General features: G+C 50.5%; 16 protein-coding genes and 1 riboswitch. Of the genes, 14 read left to right on the plus strand and 2 right to left on the minus strand.

Annotated features, from left to right (window positions below; genetic code table 11):
• Positions 1 to 4 precede the first annotated feature (4 nt).
• The 12 genes from E1757_RS01060 (at position 5) to E1757_RS01115 (ending at position 16,834) form a co-directional block, all read left to right on the plus strand.
• Complete coding sequence (locus E1757_RS01060; RefSeq protein WP_133224971.1) at positions 5 to 2,797, plus strand: glycoside hydrolase family 2 protein; 2,793 nt, start codon at positions 5 to 7, stop codon at positions 2,795 to 2,797.
• A gap of 238 nt (positions 2,798 to 3,035) precedes the next feature.
• Complete coding sequence (locus E1757_RS01065) at positions 3,036 to 4,196, plus strand: oligogalacturonate lyase family protein (RefSeq protein WP_165971903.1); 1,161 nt, start codon at positions 3,036 to 3,038, stop codon at positions 4,194 to 4,196.
• A gap of 924 nt (positions 4,197 to 5,120) precedes the next feature.
• On the plus strand, positions 5,121 to 6,908 hold the full coding sequence (locus E1757_RS01070) for a cache domain-containing sensor histidine kinase (protein ID WP_133224973.1): 1,788 nt from the start codon (positions 5,121 to 5,123) through the stop codon (positions 6,906 to 6,908).
• A 105-nt stretch (positions 6,909 to 7,013) separates the two neighbouring features.
• Positions 7,014 to 7,751 (plus strand): sugar phosphate isomerase/epimerase family protein, encoded by a 738-nt coding sequence (locus E1757_RS01075; RefSeq protein WP_165971904.1) that lies wholly within the window; start codon positions 7,014 to 7,016, stop codon positions 7,749 to 7,751.
• A 13-nt stretch (positions 7,752 to 7,764) separates the two neighbouring features.
• Positions 7,765 to 8,742, plus strand: a complete 978-nt coding sequence (locus tag E1757_RS01080) for a Gfo/Idh/MocA family protein (RefSeq protein ID WP_165971905.1) — start codon at positions 7,765 to 7,767, stop codon at positions 8,740 to 8,742.
• A 40-nt stretch (positions 8,743 to 8,782) separates the two neighbouring features.
• Positions 8,783 to 10,132 (plus strand): extracellular solute-binding protein, encoded by a 1,350-nt coding sequence (locus E1757_RS01085; RefSeq protein WP_165971906.1) that lies wholly within the window; start codon positions 8,783 to 8,785, stop codon positions 10,130 to 10,132.
• Positions 10,133 to 10,239: 107 nt separating this feature from the next.
• Positions 10,240 to 11,166 (plus strand): carbohydrate ABC transporter permease, encoded by a 927-nt coding sequence (locus E1757_RS01090; protein ID WP_165971907.1) that lies wholly within the window; start codon positions 10,240 to 10,242, stop codon positions 11,164 to 11,166.
• 6 nt (positions 11,167 to 11,172) lie between these two features.
• The gene (locus E1757_RS01095; protein WP_133224978.1) at positions 11,173 to 11,991 is read left to right on the plus strand and encodes a carbohydrate ABC transporter permease; all 819 of its coding nucleotides are present in this window, start codon (positions 11,173 to 11,175) and stop codon (positions 11,989 to 11,991) included.
• A gap of 54 nt (positions 11,992 to 12,045) precedes the next feature.
• On the plus strand, positions 12,046 to 13,581 hold the full coding sequence (locus E1757_RS01100) for a response regulator (RefSeq protein ID WP_281282476.1): 1,536 nt from the start codon (positions 12,046 to 12,048) through the stop codon (positions 13,579 to 13,581).
• Positions 13,582 to 13,678: 97 nt separating this feature from the next.
• Positions 13,679 to 13,782, plus strand: a riboswitch (TPP riboswitch).
• A gap of 294 nt (positions 13,783 to 14,076) precedes the next feature.
• Complete coding sequence (locus E1757_RS01105) at positions 14,077 to 15,369, plus strand: acetylornithine deacetylase (RefSeq protein ID WP_133224980.1); 1,293 nt, start codon at positions 14,077 to 14,079, stop codon at positions 15,367 to 15,369.
• A gap of 198 nt (positions 15,370 to 15,567) precedes the next feature.
• Positions 15,568 to 16,251 (plus strand): thiaminase II, encoded by a 684-nt coding sequence (tenA, locus tag E1757_RS01110; protein WP_133224981.1) that lies wholly within the window; start codon positions 15,568 to 15,570, stop codon positions 16,249 to 16,251.
• A gap of 73 nt (positions 16,252 to 16,324) precedes the next feature.
• The gene (locus E1757_RS01115) at positions 16,325 to 16,834 is read left to right on the plus strand and encodes a metallophosphoesterase (RefSeq protein WP_133224982.1); all 510 of its coding nucleotides are present in this window, start codon (positions 16,325 to 16,327) and stop codon (positions 16,832 to 16,834) included.
• Here the strand turns inward: E1757_RS01115 and E1757_RS01120 are convergent.
• Positions 16,818 to 17,129, minus strand: a complete 312-nt coding sequence (locus E1757_RS01120) for a hypothetical protein (protein ID WP_133224983.1) — start codon at positions 17,127 to 17,129, stop codon at positions 16,818 to 16,820. The two genes, E1757_RS01115 and E1757_RS01120, sit on opposite strands and share 17 nt — an antisense overlap.
• Before the next feature lie 305 nt (positions 17,130 to 17,434).
• Positions 17,435 to 18,055 (minus strand): pyridoxamine 5'-phosphate oxidase family protein, encoded by a 621-nt coding sequence (locus E1757_RS01125; protein ID WP_133224984.1) that lies wholly within the window; start codon positions 18,053 to 18,055, stop codon positions 17,435 to 17,437.
• A 178-nt stretch (positions 18,056 to 18,233) separates the two neighbouring features.
• Between E1757_RS01125 and pdxR the strand changes: the two genes are divergently transcribed.
• Positions 18,234 to 19,724 (plus strand): MocR-like pyridoxine biosynthesis transcription factor PdxR, encoded by a 1,491-nt coding sequence (gene pdxR / locus E1757_RS01130; protein ID WP_133224985.1) that lies wholly within the window; start codon positions 18,234 to 18,236, stop codon positions 19,722 to 19,724.
• A 243-nt stretch (positions 19,725 to 19,967) separates the two neighbouring features.
• Positions 19,968 to 20,741 carry an NUDIX domain-containing protein gene (locus E1757_RS01135; RefSeq protein WP_133224986.1) on the plus strand — a complete coding sequence of 258 codons (774 nt, stop codon included), beginning with the start codon at positions 19,968 to 19,970 and terminating at the stop codon, positions 20,739 to 20,741.
• Positions 20,742 to 20,965 lie beyond the last annotated feature (224 nt).

A 20,965-nucleotide genomic window follows, 5' to 3' on the forward strand; every position in this document is an offset into this window, starting at 1 on the left:
TGTCATGGATCATGCGATTCGTTACGAAAACCGGACGGTTCGCACCGTCAAAACGATCAACTCGGATTGGGCATTCAAGTACGATCCTTCGCCCTCCGAACCATTGCAAGCCGGGGAGCCCGCCTTCGACGATACCGACTGGGTCCCCGTTGCCCTTCCGCATACGTGGAGCACGTATGAGACGACAGGAGAGCTTCATCCTTTTATGAAGCATCCTTCGGAACGGGACGACAAATATTGGTGGTACGGCTGGGGCCGGTACCGGAAAACGTTCGTCATCAGTCCGGCGCATCAATCGAAAGCCGTATGCATCGAATTTGACGGCGTACAAAAATATTGCAAAGTGTTTCTGAACGGCGTTTATGCGGGGGAGCATAAGGGCGGCTTTACTTCGTTTTCGTTGGACGTTTCCGGGCTGATTCGGTTTGGCCGGGACAATGTGCTGGCGGTGGAGGTTTCGAACCGGAGAAACGACGATTTCGGGCGGATTCCGCCCATGACCGCAGGCAACTGGAACGTGTACGGCGGGATTTACCGGGACGTGCGCATCGTGATCAAAGACCGGCTGCACATTCCGTTCCAAGGATCCGCCGTACATGAAGGCGGCACCTTCATTACGACGCCGGAGGTCAGCGAAGAACAGGCCCAGGTGCGGGTCCGAACGTATGTGAAAAACGATTATCCGGAAATGAAGCGCTGTTCGGTTGAAACGATCATAACGGATGCGGACGGCCGCATTGTGCAAACGATGGAAAGCGCGAAGCCGATCTTTCCGGGAGAGATCGCCGAATTTGATCAAATGAGCGGCTGCATAGAAAGGCCTCGTCTATGGTCGCCGGATTCGCCTTATTTGTACCGCGTCTATTCCATCGTGAAGGATGGAGAGCGGATCGTCGACACCTGTGCAAGCCCTCTGGGCATTCGCTGGTATGAGTGGAATTACGAAGAAAAGAGGTTGTATTTGAACGGCGAATGCGTTCATATTCACGGAACCAACAGGCATCAGGAATATCCTTGGCTGGGCGATGCCATCCCGGCATGGATGCATGAGGCCGATATACGGGATATGAAAGCGCTCGGCCATAATTTTTTGCGCACCTGCCATTATACACAGGACAAGCGGGTATACGAGCTCTGCGATCAATACGGCATTCTCGTATGCGAAGAGGTGCCGAATATTAAAAATATCGAATTCGGCGAAGCCGTTCAGCAGCAGCAGGTCAAAGAAATGATTCGCCGGGACCGCAATCATCCGAGCATTATTATGTGGAGCATGGGTAACGAAACGAATCATGCGGCAGACGGCAGCTGGGCGTTGGATGAGGATACAACACGTATTATTCATTACCGCCATGTGGCCGGTCGAGGGGAGAATGAGCCTCATACCCATGAGCAGCTGGAAATGGAAAACCTGCTGCGCTGTACGATTCGCGGTTGGTACAACGCCGATGTAAGAAATCTCGAGCCGGAGAGAGGGCAGCATACCGGTCATGAAAAGTGGCAGCATGATCTCGCGCTGGTCGACGGGGCGAGTCAAAGAGGGAGCCTCCAAATGAACGGCGTGATGTGGCTGTATGCGGATCACGGAGCGGACCGGGAATATGTCAATTCTCCCGTGCTTCACATCAATCCTAAAGGCTGGGTGGACGCATATCGCGTGCCCAAGCTGATGTATTACTTGTGGCAGGCGAACTGGACATCCGAACCGATGGTCTATATTCATCCATTTGACTGGACGCCGGCATATCTCGGGCAGCACAGAGATATTACCGTCAACAGTAACTGCGACAGCGTCGAGCTGCGGATCAATGGCGAACCGGCAGGAGTGCTGCACCCCGACAGGGAGCATTTTCATACGGTCGTTTTTGAACGGATACCGATCCGGGCCGGAACGCTTAGCGTACACGGGATTAAAGGAGACCGGGAAGTCTCGGCGACCGTCGTCATGGCCGGTCCGCCTGCCAAACTCGCGCTCAGCAGCTCGCACAGCATGCTTGCCGCCGACCGGGAAGCGATTGCTGTCATTACCGTGGATATTGTCGATCAAAGCGGGATACATGTTTACGGAGCGACCAACGAGCTGCAATTTACGATATCGGGACCCGGCAAGCTGATCGGACCCGATACCTACGTGTCCGATATCGACAAGCATGAAGAACTGGAAGGAACCATGTATATCGATGCGCCTGTAGGCGTCCCGATCCGTGCAGCCGGCAAGCCGGGCACGATTCGATTCACTGCGGCCTCGCCCGGCTTGCAATCCGCGTCCATCGAGATTGCCGTCGCCGCTCCGGACGATGTGAGCCGGCAAACCGGGATTTCGGAGCCGCCTGTCAACTGCAGAGGGACTGTCGAGTCCATGCGGAGAGCGGTAGTCACCGGGCAAGATTTCATTCAAACGGCTAACCGTCTGCAGTTTACGGTGGACGATCTTCAATATGCCGAGACGGAGGCTGCAGCTTATGCCGGGCATATCGATGCTTACATCCGGCGGCATAATCCGGATACGGACACGGGCACACCTGCCTATCAGGCTCTGCTCCGGCTCATGGTGCAGCAGTTGGAGAAGGACAAAGGCATCATCGTTGCGGACGATTATAACTTTAACGTTCAGCTGTATAACGACTGCATCGTCATGGATGAAATCGTAGAATGTACGGCGCTTAAGCCGGAGCAAATCGTCGAGCAGAAGCGCTACTACGCGGAGATGATGATTATGCGCGGCGTTGAGATCAATCGCAATGCCGAGCAGAAGCGGCTTTTGAAGCTGGAGCTTAACTATGAATCGCTGCGTTAACGGATAACGGAGTGAACTCGTTCAGCATTGCTGAACATCGGGGAATCAGATGGGGACTCTACCCCACCTGATTCAAGGCCCACCTTAGAGGTGGGGGTCTTAATCCGATAAAGTCGTAATCGAATAAAAATCAAGTTGCACAAGAGGCCGAATGTCAAGAAGACTAGCGGCCTTTTGCTGTGGATTGGGAAGCCGGCTAAACGCCGATGAATTATATACTTTTGGAGGTGCTGTTGCAATGGGCGTTGGACGTATTTGGAAGGATGAAGTATTTCGCTACAAAGATCCGGTCAGCGGCAGAACGGTAACGAAGCTCACTAATTATCTGGGTCATTCGCATCATCTGTATTTTACCGATCCTTGCTTCTTCAACGAGGGTAGGTCGTTCGTATTTCTTTCCGACAGGGAAAATTCGGCCAATGTATTCCGCTATGACTTGGAAACGGCCACTATAACCCAGTTGACGGATTTGCAAACGACGATTACGCCGAGAGGGTATTACAGTTTGATCAATCATGCCTATTATTTTTGGCTGGAGACGAAGCTGTACGAGCTGAAGGTCGACACGTACCGGCTGCGCGTTCTATACGAGGCTCCGGACGATTTTGTGCCGAGGCATACGCTGTCCGTAACGGCCGACGGCAAGTATGTATGTACGCTGCTTCAGTGGAAGAAAGACGTCGAGCCGAAAGGCGAGAAGTCGATCAGCTATTCGTATTCGCGGTTCATTGAGCTGTACGAAGCGTTTCCGCTCTCCTGCATTGTAAAAATTGAAGTAAGCACGGGTAAAATGGACGTCCTGCACGAGGATCGCAACCATATGGGCCACGTGAACACGAGCCCGACCCGTCCCGATCTGCTGACATTTTGCCATGAAGGTCCGGGAATTCGGGTGAAGCAGCGGATATGGGGAATGGATGTGAATACGGGTAAGGTGTGGAAGCTGCGGGAGCAGAACGGTGAAGCCGCCGTCGTACACGAATATTGGTTTGCCGACGGTGAAACGATCGGCTATCATGGCAGGATGCTGCCCGACCAGCATCCGAATTTTTTCGGTGCCGTCAAGTGGGACGGAAGCGAGCAGATGGAATATAATTTCCCGTTCAAAAGCACTCATTTTGCGAGCAACGATCTCGATCTGATGGTGGGAGACGGAACCTCCGCATTCGCCCATAACGCGAAGCCGTATATTATGCTGTTTAAGCGGGATGGCGACACGTATACCGGACCGCGCATTTTGAGCATGCACCGCAGCACGTTCAACGACCAGTATGCGCATCCGCATCCGCGCTTCACGCCGGATGGCAAGCAGATTATGTATACATCGGACCTGACGTCGTATTCGAATATATATTTGGTCGACATCGGCGATTTTGAAGACTTGCCGGAGTTGAAATAGAAGGAAGGAGCCGGATTTGATGCCGGCTTTTTTTCATTTATATGAACACTGCGTAATGTTGAACTTTTCATTGGAAAGAATTTATTCCAATCGATTGAAATCGATTGCGAAAGGATGATAGAAAATACTGCAATTGTACATCTTTTCTTCTACTCATCTATTCACATGATTTAATTCCTGCGAAACTGCAGGTTTTCTCCGCTTCCTTCTGCGTTCGCTCCCTAATCCGTAAGAACTCCTGCATATTTGCAGGAATTCCTTATGAATAAGCCATTTCGATAAAATGCCTGCACTATTTGTAGGAATTTCGTTTCTCTGGATCATCTACTGGATATGTATGCTCTAGCTACTTTACAGGCATGTGGGTTTCTTTCGTTCAACTTATATAATTGACCCGGGAGATTTATATCGTACATGTCGGCAGGATGTTGAAACACATTTCGCAATCGGTTATCCACAATATTATCCACGGTATAAACAGATTGGAACTCCCTTTTGTGCATAGTTTTAATTAAATTGTAAACATATCCACAGCCCCGTTTGTCCACAGCCTTAGTATTGCTTTCGCGGCCGTAGACGGATGCCCATCGCGAAATTATAGTTCATGGTCGCCACAGGCTTCTGATGTAATTATGTTATTAGAAGGGCGAGAAAGTGAGTAAGATTGCGAGGCAGAATGTGAAAGGAATCGGCGGTGTGGAAATCGCTTATAAAATGCAGTGAGTCTTCCAATTTCCGGATTGTATCTAGAATAATCATACGTTTATGATGGTAGTGAACTCGTTCAGCTTTGCTGAAAATCGGGGAATCAGATGGGGACTCTACCCCACCTGATTCAAGGCCCACCTTAGAGGTGGGGGTCTTAACCCGATCAAGTCGTAATCGGATAAAAAACAATCGTTACACGGAAAGGAAGGTGTGTCAGTGATCAAATTGGCCCGTTGGAGTCATTTTCAGCCCCTCAGCCTGAGAAGCAAAATTTTTACCTACTATGCGACGCTGATCGTGTTTATTTTTATCGCCTGCAGCATTATTCTCTTTGCCTATATGATGAGCTTTACAAAAAATTTGGTAGGCGACTATGCGCTGAATACCATTCAGCAAACGAACGTCAAGCTGGACGGCTGGATGAAGGAAGTCGAAGCTTTATCGAAGACTGTAATGTGGAATGATAATGTGCGCAACCTGCTGGTGAATTATGACAACGGGGGTATGAATCTAGGCGCCAAGCAGGAAATTAATAAATACCTTAATCTGTTAACTGCCCCAAGGGATGATATTTACAGTTTATTTTTGGTAAAAAATGGCCGGTCAATTTATAAATATGGGAGCTACTCCGATTCATCCGCAGAGGACACGCGGATATCGGCAGCAATACAAACAAGCGATGATTCTTATATGGAAGGCAATATGCTGTTTGCCGGTCCGGTTACCGAACATGAGTTGACCAAAGATGTGACGTATATGGGCATGAGAAAAGTTTTTGATAAGTATACATTCACTTCGATTGGAGATATGGTCATTGAATTGAAGCTTACCCAATTGGCTAACTTTATGAAAATATTGGATGACGGAAAAAACAGGCAGCATTACCTTGTGGATGCGGGGGGCAGCATTCTGTACAGCACCAAAACGGCAGAGATTGGTTTGCAGGTTAGCCCAAAATACTGGAATAACATCAGGACTGATAATAACCAGGCAAGTTCGACCAAGATCGTGGATAATTCGGTAATGGTCACGCACCATCGTTCCGCCTATACCGGCTGGTCGATTATCTCCGTTACACCGCTGAGCGAAATCGTATCGCCCTTCCGCCAGATACAAAATGTGTTTATCATCGTAAATATCATTGGACTCAGCATCGGTTTAATGCTGGCGGCGGCTCTATCCCACAGTATTACGAATCCGCTGACCAAGCTCGTACGCAGGATGAGGCAGGCGATGCTGGGCAATTTTACGCTCGCCCGGCGCACTGAAGGTCAATTGCATAACCAATCGTACAATGAAATTGAGAAACTAAACCATACATTCAATGAAATGCTTGAAGGCATCAATCGGATGATCAATGAAGTTTACGAGGCGGAGTTGCGACAAAAGGAAACGGAGCTGAAGGTTCTGCGAGCGCAGATCAATCCACATTTTTTATATAACACACTGGACATTATCAACTGGAAGCTGATCATTAACGAGCAGAAAGAAACAAGTCAATTGGTCAGGGCACTGACGGGAATTCTCCGTTACAATATTGACGAGAACGATAAGCCGGTATGCATCCGCGAGGAGATTACGCAAATCATGAATTATTTAAAAATTCAGCAGTCTCGGTTCGATGAAGCGATCGAGTTGAAAGTCGATATCGATCCGCAACTGTCAGAGCTGAAAATTAGCAAGTTTATACTGCAACCGATCGTAGAAAATTGTGTAATCCATGGCTTCAAATTGATGAGTCACGGTACGATTGTGATCAAAGGCTATCTGCAGGGCGGCTTCCTTCTGATTGAAGTCATCGATAACGGGCATGGGATGTCCGCGGATGCGATCAATCAACTGACATCCCATTTGGAGTCAAGCAAGGATAATAGCACAGGCATTGGTATTCATAATGTAAGTGAGCGCATCAAGCTCTATTATGGTGACCCGCACAATTTGCGATTTGAAAGCAGTCTGAATGAGGGAACTACGGTTAGGCTAACCTTGCCCGTAATTAAATAAACTTCCGGTATAGACCATCCTTTTCCAATCTCAGCGTTATTTTGGAGTCTTATGAAAGGGGTTACAATAGTGTTGCATTCAATAAAATCGAAAGGAGGAAAGCGGATGAATCCAATCGCCGTAAGCCCTTGCAGCAATCCGGAATTGACGCTGGAGGCAGCTTTGGCGGCTTATTCCCGAATTGGTTATCGAAAGTTCGAGCTGTTTACAAGCTGGACGCAATCGGCTGTGGATGTGACCGCCGACCCTGAGATTTATGCGCGGCTGGCCGCTGCCTACGGAATCGAATACGTATCTATGCATTTGCCCCCGATCAAGGACGAACGAGAGGAATCACTGGAACGGGTGGTTCAGGCAGCTGCCTTTGCGGTGCAACTCGGGATCGGCATCGTGCTGTTCAAGGCGCAGACCAGGGAGCTGTACATCCGGATGGCGAAGGCTTTTTTAGATGCAATAGAGGGGCTGGATATCGTTCCTGTGCTGCAAAATCATGCCGGTAGCGCGATTGCTAGCTTGGACGATTACCGTGAGGTGATTCGAGGCATCGGTGACCGACGGATGAAAACGCTGTTAGAGGTCGGCCATTTCCATTCTGTCGGCGTTTCCTGGCAAGCAGGCTTTGAGCTGCTGGGTGATTCGATAGCGCTGATACATATTAAGGATCAGATCGGCAGTCAATCGGTTGCTTTCGGCAGCGGAGAAATCGATTTACAGGGGCTGTTCAGACAGATGAGGACAGCAGGCTATACCGGTCATTTTGTGGTGGAGATGGAAGTGAAAGATAAAGAAAATACGCTGGCGTATTTGGCTGCGGCACTACAACATATTCAACCATGGGTATAAGGAGAGGATGACTGTGGAGCATGTGAAAATTTGCATAATTGGCGCCGGCCGACTGGCCTCGAAGCGGATTTACCCCTATATCGCCGCCGCAGGCGGTAAATTAACAGGCGTATGTGATCTGGACCGGGGGAAGGCTGAGGAAAAAGCATACTTGTACGGGGGCCGGGCCTATACGAAAGTAGAGGCAATGCTGTCGGCCGAGCGGCCGGATGGCGTCATTGTCTGCGTCGGTCCCGAACAACATTATGAATTATCGCAGACCATTCTCAGACTCGGCTTTCCCGTCTATACCGAAAAGCCGCCTGCACCTTCGGCCCGGCTTGCCCTGGAAACGGCCCGATTGTCCAAGGAGACGGGATTACTGTGCACGACGGCATTTAAAAAAAGATACAGCACAGCCTACAATCGGGCGAAGGACTGGCTCAGCCAGTTTGACCCGTCCGAGCTGGTTTCACTATCGGTTGACTACGCCTCGGCGCCATATGCCAACACAAGTCCGCGGAGCGAATTTTTACTCGACTTTGCGATTCATTGCATTGATGCGACCGGCTACTTGTTCGGCGACGCTCAAGCCGTGTTCTGCTTCGCCAAAGGGATGGATGGATATGCGGTCAGTGTGAAGTATGTGAACGGTGCGGTAGGATCGTTCAATTTCAATTGTGCCAGATCGTTTGCCATTCCGACGGAGGAAGTGGAAATTTCCGTGTACGGCCGTAACTTCATGACGATACACAACTCCTCGTGCTGGAAAATAACCGAGCAGGATAAAACAATCGAGTGGCGAGAGCCGCCCACCTTCGTCAGTAACGGCGACAGCGGTAACGACACGGGTCATCTCGCCGAGCTTGCCGACTATTTCGTTGCTCTACGTGAGGGCAGAACGACAAGATCGGACATTTACGAGAGCTATAAAAGCATGGTTCTGTATGAAGCGATCAAATCATCGGCAGAAACGGGGCAAGTTGTACCTGTCGTGTTCGAATCGCTGTAAAGGCAATTATTTGCGCAAAACAAATCGGGGGGATGATATTATGCAAATAAGCAACAAACGGCGTATGCTTTGGCCTCTGCTGATGGTCACGTTTCTCGTTTGGGCGACGGCTGGCTGCTCGGGTGACAAGCCGGAATCTGCCAAAGCGGTTAATAACGAAAGCAAGCAGGAAGCCAACAAAAGCGCTCCGGCCGCCAAGCCGAAGCTCGTATATTGGACGAGCCGAAGTCAGACCGATACTGACAGAGTGAAAGCGGAGATTCTTGCCGATGTTACCAAGGAGATCGATTTGGAAATCGTATTAATTCCCGGAGCGGAGTATGAAAACAAGCTGAGGATCGCCATCAGCGGCGGAAATGCTCCTGATGTTTTCGATGTCGACGGCGTTTACACTTCCAACTATGCCTATGGCGGAGCTTTGCTGCCGCTCGATAAATATTGGGACAATAAGGATTACGATGATTATGTGCAATCCTCCAAGGACAAGACGACATATAACGGCAAAAAATATGCAGCTTCTTTGTACGAATCGAGCGTCGTGTTGTACTACAACAAGGATCATTTTGAAAAAGCGGGGATAACGAATGTACCGACAAAAGTAAGTGATGCTTGGACCTTCGAACAATATTTGGATGCGGCCAAAAAGCTGACGATCCGCGACACATCCGGGAAGGTAACCCAGTACGGCGCGATTCCTTACGGATGGACGACTCCGGATGACACCAGCGAATCGGCATCGTTCACCCATTTCCTCAACCTGTGGAACCACGGTGCTGAAGTGCTCGATCCGAAGCTTATGACGGCCAAAGGATACTTGAACAGCGATAAAACGGTTCAGGTTTTGCAGGAATATCAGGATTATTTCCAAAAGTACAAAATCTCGCCGTTGGAAAAGATCGTTCAAGGATTTGAGACCGGCAAAATTTCGATGATTATTGCAAATATATCGAACACGTATACGTATAAGTCGAAGTTCCCCGATCTCAAGTTCGGAGTGATGCCACTGCCGCGAGGAGATAAAAATTATGGTTCGTCGGGCGGCTGGAATATCGGCATCAGCGCTAAAACGAAAAATCCCGATGCGGCCTGGAAAGTGGTCAATGCGATTACCGGGAAAGACGGACATAAGAAGTTTACGGAAATGTTCAACTACATGCCTTCCCGCAAAAGCGCTCTGGACTCGAATACAGCGTTGAAGGAATTTCCGCTGAGTCTGGCCAAAGAGCTGATGAACAACGCGCGGGCCAGACCGGTTACACCGGCTTATGCCGAGCTTTCGCCGATTTTCGCCGAAATGATGAATGCGGTCGCTTATGGCGGCAATCCGCGGGAATTAGCCAACAAAGCGGCAGACAATATCGACAAGGCATTAAAAAAGTACGCTCCGTAATGGAGAAGGATGGAAGCGGAGGGAAGCGGCACAGCGAGCGCAAAGCTCCGAGCTGCTCCCTATCCGTACCAAACGACGATATTGAAAAATCGGGTCAGGTGAAGCGTATGACAAAATTGACAACACACGGCAAAGCGATACGAAAAACGTCATGGTTGAATTATCAGAAGATCATGCAAATCAGAGACGGGTATTTGTTTATTTTACCGGCGATGATCGTCATGGGATTGTTTACGGTTTATCCGTCTTTGCGCTTATTTTGGATGAGCATAAATCGTTACCGCACGGTGGAAGGAATCGAACAGGTGAAATTTATTGGCCTGGAAAATTACATCGGCGCGTTCGATGACCCGCTGTTTTTGAAAACTTTGTGGACCTCCTTTTTTTTTCCGCTTGTCATCACGCCACTGCAAACATCGCTTGCTTTGTTTATAGCCGTATTGCTGAACGGAAGAGTCCGTTTTTTGCGATTTTTCCGCACCGTCTATTTTATTCCGGTGATCATGTCCTTCGTCATCGTCGGCATGTTCTGGAAAGATATGCTCAATACGAACTCCGGTGTGATCAACGGTCTGCTGACGTATGTTCATTTGCCGGCGCAAAATTTTTTGACTGATCCCGGGATCGCCAAATTATCGATTGCCATGGTCAGCATCTGGAAGGCATGGGGCTGGTATTTGATTATTTTTATCGCCGCGCTTATTCAGGTGCCCAAGGATATGTACGAATCGGCGGAAATCGACGGAAGTAACAGCTGGCAAAAGTTTTTTTATATCACGCTGCCGATGATTCGCCGCACCATGCTGTTCGTGATCATCGTCTCCACGATGAACTGCATTAAGCTGTTTACGCCGATTATGGTAATGACCAACGGCGGTCCGGCCGATTCGACCCGCACGATCGTCCATTATATATGGAGCACAGCCTTTAGAATGAACAATTTCGGGTTTGCCGGAGCGATGGCGGTCATCTTGTTCTTTATCGTAATTTGCATTTCATTTATTCAATATCAATTTATGAAAAATGAGGATTGAGCCGCGATGATTCTAAAACAAGGCCTGCTTGCTTTAAAGTATGCAATTTTGGTTTCGCTGGCGCTGGCTGTGCTTGTTCCGTTCTTGTATGTGATCTTGAAATCTTTGACTCCTAATGCGATTTTGGGAAAAGCGCTGTTTTTCCCGGAACAGCTCACATTTGACAATTACCGGACCATTTTGTTCGATACGCCTTTTTTTCGCTATTTATTGAATACGATATTCCTTGCTGTTACGATTACCGCAGGGAGCCTAGTATTTGATGCGATGGCGGCTTTCGGGTTTTCGCGAATCACGTTTCCCGGGAGAGAGCTGCTGTTTGTGTTGGTTATTGCGATGCTGGTTGTTCCCGGCGAAGTGCTGCTGCTGCCCAGGTATATGATCATGCGTGATTTCGGTTGGATCGACGATTATAAGGCGCTCATCATACCTGCGCTCAGCTCGGCTTACGCGATTTTTTTCTTGCGTCAGTTTTTCCTTGTTTTGCCGAGGGAGCTGGAGGAATCGGCCTTTATCGACGGCTGCTCACGTTGGAGAGTTTTCGTCCAGATCATCGTTCCGCTTGTGAAGGCACCGTTACTAACCATCGGCTTAATGATATTTTTTGGTGCCTGGGATGAATTTTTATGGCCGTTGACCGTGATCAATACGCCTGAAAAATATGTGCTGCAGGTAGCGGTCAGCTTGCTGGATACCGAGTTTTCAACCAATATCGGCGCTAAATTCAGCAATGTTGTGCTGAGCTCGCTGCCGATCGTCCTCCTGTTTTTGGCGATTCAAAAGCATTACATCTCAGGTATTACATCCGGAGCGTTGAAGGGGTAATTGCTGTAGCGGGAAGCCGGTGGAAAGGGGGAGAAACCGATCAACATTTTAATCGTGGACGACGAATACATGGTATGCACAGGAATTGAAACCATCGTCCGCCGCACCGGGTTCGATTGGCACATTGCGGGTAAAGCGGCCAACGGCCATGAAGCGTTGTCCATTCTGGAAACAACACCGGTCGATTGTGTCGTTACGGACATTAAAATGCCGGATATGAACGGGCTGGACATGATGGAGCGCATTTATCACAGCGGATATGAATGCGAAATTATCATTTTAACGTCGTATGCGGATTTTGAGTTTGCCCAGAAAGCACTCAAATACCGGGCCGTCAATTATTTGTTGAAGCCGGTCGATCCCGATGAGTTGATCGAAAATATAAAAAAAGTCGAGGAAGCGATCCAGGATCGTCTGATACGCCGTCTGGAACAGGAGCAGCTAACGAAAAATAAAGATATGATGACGCGAATGATATTGACGCGCCTGTTATTTGAATACGGCGTGGAAGAAACGAAGATGAAAGCAGAGCTGGAGCAAGTGGGTATCCGGCTTTCGAAGCTGCTGATTGTTACGGTCGGTCACTCGCTTTCTTTGACAGATGAGGAACGGGAGGAGTTGCGCCGGAAGTTATTTGCCGAATTGGGCTCAGCCCCCTATCATGTTGAAGATGTTTCGATTGAAAACAGACTGCTGGTGTTGATCGTTTGGGTATCTGAAGGACATATGGATATGGATGAAATTGAAGCTAAACTGCGGCGTGTTTCCGGTCAGCTGACCGAAATCCCCGTTTCATTCGGGATCAGCGATGTTTGCGCCAACTTGACCGCCATCGCGGCTACGTTCAACCAGAGTATCTGCAGCTATGATTGGGCACTCAAAATTCGGAGTCGAATCGCACACTTTCGCGATGTGGACGTTCCCGATCATGTGCTCCAATACCCGTATGCACTGGAGCATAAATTGTTGTTTGCATTCAAATCGGGACTTTCAGAAGATATTCACCGGTTAACCGGTGAACTGGCGGGAGTGATATTTGATTCGAACAGAACGAGCAATTTGTATCATCTTGTCATGATTTCTTCTCAAACACTGGCAGCTTTTAAACGATTGTACCTTGAAATGACCAACAGCCTCGACCAGCTCATCAAGTTGGATTTGGACGCACATATCCATTTGGCCAGATTTTCCAGTGTGGACATGGTCAAGCAATGGTTTTTGGAAAATATGGAACATGTGACCGTCATGATTTTAAAAAGCAAAAAATTAAAAAGCCGTAAAATTATCGAACAGGTGAAGCAAATTATATTTGACAGATACGGAAAAGAACTGCAAATACGCGATATTGCCGACAAGCTGTTTATGAATGCCAGCTATTTAAGTGATTTGTTCAAGCAGTATACAGGTACGACGTTTACTGAGTTTGTCATTGAGTATCGCATGCAGATGGCCAAGGAACTTCTATTGAACGAACCAACCATGAAAATGTACGAAATAGCGGAAGCAGTCGGATACAAAAATCCGAAGCACTTCAGTCAGGTGTTCAAAAAGTATGTCGGCGTACTGCCGACCGATTTCCGGGAAATATAATCATAAAAGGCAGATTGAACAGTTTATCGCCTGATCGCGTTTGAGTTAACCGATTCTGTATGATACTATTTCAATGTACAAGTCAATTACATAATGGAACGAACACTAGGGGTGCTGTCAAAGCTGAGAAAGACTTCATGTCTTAACCCTTCAATACCTGATCCGGATAATGCCGGCGAAGGGAAGTGGCTGTAACGGTACGGGACTGCCCGTGCGGTTTGCCGCTTCAATCGGGAAGCGGTTTATTTGTGTTCATCCTCGAAGGAAATCTGACGAATACAAAGCGGAGAGGGCGGAATCGTTCTGGAGAAGCGCCAGCGTTCGCCTTTGTCTCCGGATTTCAACCGCCAGGGCGGTTTCATTCAAGAAATCAGGAGACAAGAGTGATCGGAAAAATGATCCGCCCGCGCAGCGGACGTGTATTCACGAGCTTGAAGCAGCATTCTTTACGTGTATTCGCGAGCTTGCGCAGCAGTTTTGAAGGAGGAACAAGTCATGCAACATAAGCTGGATACGTTAATCCGCCAAGTGGAGCAGCGGCAGGACGAGCTCGTCGGGCTGCTGGAGCGGCTGATCCGCTTCCGGACACCGGCGCCGCCGGCCCGCAACACGGAGGAGGCGCAGCAGTTTATCGCCTCATTTTTACAGGACAAGGGCTTCGCCATTGATAAGTGGGACGTCTATCCCGGCGATCCCAATGTGGTAGGCGTGCTGAAGGGACAAGCGTCGGAGCGCTACAACAGCCTCATCGTCAACGGCCATATGGATGTGGCCGAGGTCGGCCAAGACGAGCCTTGGGAGACGGGGCCGTTCGAGCCGGTCGTCCGGGACGGCGTCGTCATTGGCCGCGGCGCCGCCGACATGAAGGGCGGACTTGCAGGTGCGCTGTTTGCGGTACAGCTGCTGCATGAAGCGGGAGTCCGGCTGCCGGGCGATTTGACCTTCCAATCCGTCATCGGCGAAGAAGTGGGCGAGGCCGGGACGCTGGAATGTTGCAAACGCGGGTATCGCGCCGATTTCGCAGTCGTCGTCGATACGAGCGACCTGCATATTCAGGGACAAGGCGGCGTCATCACCGGCTGGGTTACGGTCAAAAGCCGGCAGACATATCACGACGGGACCCGCAAAAGCATGCTGCATGCGGGCGGCAAGCTGTTTGGCGCCAGCGCGATCGAGAAAATGATGAAAATAATCCAGGGGCTCCAGGACCTGGAGCGTCATTGGGCGGTAATGAAAAGCTATCCGGGATACGCGCCGGGGACGAATACGATCAATCCGGCCGTCATCGAAGGAGGGCGTCACGCTGCGTTTATCGCCGATGAATGCAGACTGTGGATTACGGTTCATTTTTACCCGAATGAAACATATGAGCAGGTAGCGCGGGAAATCGAGGATCATCTCCTTAAGGTGGCGCAGGGAGATGTGTGGCTGCGAGACAATCCGCCGCAGTTCGAGTGGGGCGGATCGTCGATGATCGAGGACCGCGGCGAGATTTTCCCTTCGCTGGAGGTGGACCCGAATCATCCCGCCGTACGGGCGCTGATCAGCTCGCATGAGAGCGTTGCCCGCCGGCAGGCGATCGTCGATGTTTCACCCTCGGTAACCGACGGCGGCTGGTTCGGCGATGCCGGAATACCGGCGGCCATCTACGGGCCGGGCAATCTCCGCAACGCGCATGCCGTTAACGAACAGGTCTCGATCGAGCAGTTGGTGACGTACACGAAGGTGCTACTCAAGTTCATTTATGATTGGACGCATACGGCCAAGCAGCCTGATGCGCAGCCCTGAAAGTGTTGCAGCTAATGGTTTAAACACCGGTCAATCCGCGGTATTTATTTGTTGAATAAAAAGTATAAGTTTCTCATACTTGGCTTCGCACAACCTTGACAAACGCGCTCGTCCCTTAAGGACGGCGAAGCCGTTTATCCTTGTACGAGTTATCAAATCGGGTCAAAAATTCAATCGCTCAAATTGGAGGTAACGGCAGTGAAATTTACGGAACATTTAGTGGACAAATATAAGCGGGAGTGGCGTCAAAATTTTACGCATCCGTTTGTGCAGGAGTTGGGCAGCGGAACGCTCGATAAGGAAAAATTTCGTTTTTACATGATACAGGATTATTTATATTTAATCGATTATGCCAGATTGTTTGCGTTGGGGGCGATGAAAGCCGACGATCTCGCAACGATGGGTAAATTTGCCGCGCTGCTGGACTCGACGCTGAGCGGGGAAATGTCGCTGCACCGCACCTATGCCGCGCAGTTCGGCATCTCGCGGCAGGAGCTGGAGGAGGCGAAGCCGTCGCCGGTCACGCTGGCATACTCCCACTACATGCTTCATGTCGCCCAGAAAGGCACGCTCGCCGAGTTGACCGCGGCACTGCTGCCCTGCGCGTGGAGCTACTGGGAGATCGGGAAGGAATTAAATGCGATCCCCGGCGCGGCCGACCATGAGTTTTACGGTGAATGGGTGCGTTCCTACAGCTCGGACGAATTCGGTTCGCACGCGCTCTGGTGCATCGAATTGATGGACCGGTTGGCCGAAGGGAAATCCGATGCGGAGCTTGCCCGTCTGGAGGAAATTTTTCTGAATACGACCCGCTACGAATATATGTTCTGGGATATGTCGTATAACGGTCAAATGTGGCCTGAAGCCACCGATTCGAAATAAGAGGATAGGATAGGGGAATAGTCAACTCCAAATCCCCCATTCCCATCGTTCATCGAAAAAGGAGGAAGCTTCCATGCCCCATGTATATGTGATCTCCGACCACCATTTCGGACATGCGAATATCATCGATTTCGAATCCCGTCCGTTTACCGATGCCGAGCAGATGACCGAAGTCATGATCGAAAAATGGAATGCCGTTGTGCAAAAGGAGGATAAGGTGTTTCATCTCGGCGATTTTTCTTTCTTAAACAAGGAGAAAACATCGGCCGTCGTTTCCCGGTTAAACGGCTATAAAACGCTGATCATGGGCAATCATGACCGGGGCCGGACGAGAAGCTGGTGGCTTTCGGCCGGATTTGACGAGGTGAGCGAGCACCCGATTGTGTACGGCGGTTTTTTCTTTATGTCGCATGAGCCGATGTATATGAACAAGCATATGCCGTATGTCAACCTGCATGGACATATTCATAGTCAAAAATACGAGGGCGGCCAGTACGTCAACGTTTGTGTCGAGCATTGGGAATATACGCCGGTATCGTTCGATACGATCAAGGCGATGGTCGTCCCTAGCGAGGAACAGTAAGCCTGAACCTCTCGAGATGATGCCACAGCCGTTCTTTTTGCAAAATCTCGATTTGCTTGCTGCCGATCAGATCGAAGTGGGGGAACGGCGGCCGTTGGTGGATATACGCCGGGTTCAGCCCGTTGGCGATGCACCAGTCCGATAATACGTCCGGCCGCGCGCACCCCACTTTGGTGACGGTTTTCATGCCGGGAAAGCGCGGATCGATCCAGTAATGGGTTAAAAAAGCGATCTCGCCCCGGGTCACGGCGTCCTTCCACTGCTGAAGCTCTTCTCTTGTAATTCCGAATGCCACGGCGCACCCTCCTTTTCGTTCGATTATATCATGAGCCGGCCCGAACTTTGAAATGGCGGGGGAGGGATGCCGGTCCGGGTTCGGCCAACGATATACCGTGGCGCGATTTATGCCGAGAATTCACGTGTTTTCATTGGAAAAGCTCGTGCTGCAAACATGCGGCCTCATAAGATAAGATGACAGCGGGAAATTAGGGTTATCCCTCAAGCCGTTGAATTTTAAACGGTTTGCGGGATAACCCTGTTTGATGATCAGCTTTAAATCAGAGCTGCGGAGCCCGGTTCCGCCAATTCATCGACAGTCTCCTATTTTTTGCGGTGATGAGGACAGTACGCTTCCATCATGGCCAAAGTCTGCACATCCAGTTCCGTATCGCGCTCCCGCAATTGGCAGGCGATTTGCTCAAGCTCGGCTGCAGGCTTGTTTTGCCCGAATTTGTATTTGGCCGACAGCTCGTGAATGACAATGCGGACAACGGATGTGCTTTTTAACTGCCCGGTATAATCGGGGTCGGACGGATCGATCGGAGCATAGCCGCCCTCGGGCTGAAGCTTGCGCATAAACGCGGAAAGCGCCGCGGCTTTCTCCGCAAGATCCGACAAAATCTCCGCATGGCCCTTAATGAGTACCGATTTGAAGAAAGATGTCGCAGGACAAGCTAGCATCGGGTCGGTGAAATAGGAAGGAATGACGGAATATTCTTTGGCAACGGAGAACGTAACCCTCTGGTCGGCTTTCATGTTTTTCATTTTTTGTCCGGCCATGCTGCCGTGGAAATAAACATGATTGTTGTAGTAGACAAAGTTAAGCGGCGTCAGCTCGGGCCAGCCGTCCTCATGGAGCGTTCCCAGTATGCCAAAGCTCATTTCGTGCAGGAATTGCCCAATTTCCCCGATATCCATCATTTCAAATTCTTTTCTTCTCATTGATCTTCCCTCCTCTGACCGGTTGTTCCAGCTTCTTGCTGCTCAGGTAATTAAGCGAAGGCAGCTTCTGTGGCTAACCGGAGGCTTTGAACCCAAGATTACTGCACTTATTGACAATTAAAAAGATCCAATTTACATTAATTTTATTAGACCATTTGGATTAGAGGCGGAACTCCGTATGCAATTCCATATTCCTTATCACGTTTATACAGACAAGTATCCGACGAAGCGTCTTGCGCTCTACCATGCCATCTACGATTATATTGTTTCGGGAGTGCTTGAAGTGCATACCCGAATGCCGTCGAGCCGGGAATTGGCGGCGATGTACGGTTTGTCGCGCGGAACCGTCAACCAGGTGTACGATATGCTGGCCTCCGAAGGGTACATCGCAAGCGGGGTGGGCCGCGGAACCTTCGTTTTATTCCGGCCGCCCGGGCAGAGCCGGGACGAATGTTCCCGCGACGATGGCTATTTGCTGGCTGACTGGGCCCAAAGGCTGAATGAGTTGACCGGCTGGAAGGAAGAAGAAATATCGGGTCCGAAGCCTGACGGGAAGCGGAGCGTCGACTTCGGAGCATCCGGCCCTGATCTGAAGTGGTTTCCGGACAAGGAATGGAATCGCTGCTTGTACGCGGCGTCCAGACAGCTTGCAGACGGCAATGTGCAGCGAGGACGGACATCCGTCTTAGGGGACGAAGGTCTCAGAGAAAGTATTGCCCAATATTTGCGGCGTACGAGAGGGATTGCCGCCGACGCCAAGCAGATTGCTGTCTTCAATGGCTCCATGCAGGGGCTCGCCTTGACGGCGCAGCTTTTTATCGGTCCCGGAGACCGCGTTGTTGTAGAGCATCCCGGCTATGCCGGGGCGGTCAAAGCGTTTCGGGCTTTGGGGGCGGTTTGTGTGCACGCTCCGATAGACGGTCATGGGATTATACCGGAGGATTGGGAGGCGAAGCTGCTGCTTGTCACACCCAACCGCCAGTTTCCTACGGGAGCGGTGTTGACGCTGAAGCGCCGGCAGGAGCTGCTGGCCTGGGCCTCCGCGCATAATTCGCTGATTATCGAGGACGATTACGACAGCGAATTCCGACACCGTGGCCAATCGTTGGAGCCGCTGAAGGTGCTGGACCGGGAAGATCGCGTCATCTATATGGGAAGCTTCAGCAATACGCTGCTTCCTCATGTCAGAATCGGCTATGCCGTTCTGCCAGCGGCCCTGATCCGGCTGTTTGCCCGGGCGAAGGCGCTGTTTGAACCGTATCCAAGCAATCTGCTGGAGCAAAAAACTTTGGCGGCCTGGATGCAGAGCGGGGAATATGAGCGCCATCTGAGGAGAATGAAGAGAGTGCATGCCAGAAAATTCAAGCTGCTGCGCGAGCAGCTGAGCGGCCGCCTCTCATCGTTGTTTACGTGGGTCGAAGGCGATGTCGGGTTGAATTTATTCGGCTGGTGGCGTGGGGCAACGGAAGACTATATCCAATTTCGCTCAGCTTGTCTCGACAGCGGAATTTCCTGGTCCGATACGGAGGTGCAGGCCGCACATGACGGTTCGATCCGCCGCGGCGCTTATTTCAGATTCCCTCATTTGACGGAAGAGCAGATCGTGTACGGAGTCGGCAAAATGCAGGAGATTGGGCTGACATTCGAGGCAAAGCGGCAAAACGTATGAAGGTTTGCGACTGCGGTTGGTAAAGTGCGGGACGATCCTGTCGTTATATGGCGGCAGACCGTTTCATGAATAACGTTTGCCACCGATAACGAGCCTATGGCTCTGATGTAATCGTCCGCAGGACTGATGGATCCAGGCAATGACGTAACGGAAGCGAGCCGTGTATATTCCAGGAAAAGAGTTGACAAATAATTTGAAAATATCATAATGAATATATCGAAACGAATATAAGGTGGGATCGACATGACAACAGACCCGGCGTCCAATTATTCAGCCCGCAACTATCGCACGCCAGACGGAGCGCCTGCCGATATCGCCATTTTTACAATTACGACGGAGCAGCGGTTGAAGGCGACTAAATCCTTGCCAATGCGGGAGCTGAAAGTTTTATTGATCAAGCGCAAAGTGTGGCCATTCGAGGGAATGCTCGCACTGCCCGGCGGTTTTTCCCGCGAAACCGAATCGATGTATGACACTGCCCGCAGGGAGCTACGTGAAGAAACCGGCGTGGACGGCGTCCATATGGAATATTTCAACGTGTACAGCGAACCCGGACGCGATCCGCGGGGATGGATGATTTCACACGCTTTTCTGGCGCTCGTTCACGAGGATCGGCTGCTGTACAGGAAAGCTGCGGACGATGCAGCGGAAGTCGGGCTGTACGCGGTTAAGGAGATCGTCGAGAGCCGGTTGGAGCTTGCCTTCGATCATCGGCGGATCATGCTCGACGCGCTGGAGCAAATCCGCCGCATGATGCTGATTACGGCAATTGCCAAGGAATTTTTGCCGGAGCAATTTACGCTAAGCGAGCTGTATCAAGTGATTCGGACGGTGGTGCCGGACTTCGAGGAATCCAATTTTATCCGCAAAATGAAGTCGACGCAGAGCCGCAGCGGCGTTCTGGAGGAAGTGACGGACGCGATGGGCAATCCGAAGAAGTCCAATGAGTTTTCCCAGCGAGCCGCACAGCTGTACCGGTTTACCGGCGAATTGCCGCGGTTGTCTTTGTACGGCTAAGGCTAATTTAACGCTGCGGACTGGCTGGGCGCGGGTTTGTTGCTGCAGCTTTCAAAAGCGGATTGCTGCCGATCTTGAAGAGCGGGGAGTGCCTTATACGATGCTGTACGGGAGTCTGGAGGAGCGAATTCGTATCGTGAAGCAGGTTCTGAAAGCGGGCCGCCTTCGAACAGAACCGTAGGCTCGGCGGCTGTATGTTTTGGCCTCTGCGGGCGTGTAATGGT

The organism is Paenibacillus piri (assembly GCF_004354045.1).
In the GTDB taxonomy this organism is placed as follows: domain Bacteria; phylum Bacillota; class Bacilli; order Paenibacillales; family NBRC-103111; genus Paenibacillus_S; species Paenibacillus_S piri.

Excerpts from the sequence above, each read along its gene's own strand:
- E1757_RS01060 (WP_133224971.1), top strand. The coding sequence starts at position 5 with ATGGATCATGCGATTCGTTACGAAAACCGGACGGTTCGCACCGTCAAA.
- E1757_RS01065 (WP_165971903.1), top strand. The coding sequence starts at position 3,036 with ATGGGCGTTGGACGTATTTGGAAGGATGAAGTATTTCGCTACAAAGAT.
- E1757_RS01075 (WP_165971904.1), top strand. The coding sequence starts at position 7,014 with ATGAATCCAATCGCCGTAAGCCCTTGCAGCAATCCGGAATTGACGCTG.
- E1757_RS01085 (WP_165971906.1), top strand. The coding sequence starts at position 8,783 with ATGCAAATAAGCAACAAACGGCGTATGCTTTGGCCTCTGCTGATGGTC.
- E1757_RS01090 (WP_165971907.1), top strand. The coding sequence starts at position 10,240 with ATGACAAAATTGACAACACACGGCAAAGCGATACGAAAAACGTCATGG.
- E1757_RS01095 (WP_133224978.1), top strand. The coding sequence starts at position 11,173 with ATGATTCTAAAACAAGGCCTGCTTGCTTTAAAGTATGCAATTTTGGTT.
- E1757_RS01105 (WP_133224980.1), top strand. The coding sequence starts at position 14,077 with ATGCAACATAAGCTGGATACGTTAATCCGCCAAGTGGAGCAGCGGCAG.
- E1757_RS01115 (WP_133224982.1), top strand. The coding sequence starts at position 16,325 with ATGCCCCATGTATATGTGATCTCCGACCACCATTTCGGACATGCGAAT.
- E1757_RS01125 (WP_133224984.1), bottom strand. The coding sequence starts at position 18,055 with ATGAGAAGAAAAGAATTTGAAATGATGGATATCGGGGAAATTGGGCAA.
- pdxR (WP_133224985.1), top strand. The coding sequence starts at position 18,234 with ATGCAATTCCATATTCCTTATCACGTTTATACAGACAAGTATCCGACG.
- E1757_RS01135 (WP_133224986.1), top strand. The coding sequence starts at position 19,968 with ATGACAACAGACCCGGCGTCCAATTATTCAGCCCGCAACTATCGCACG.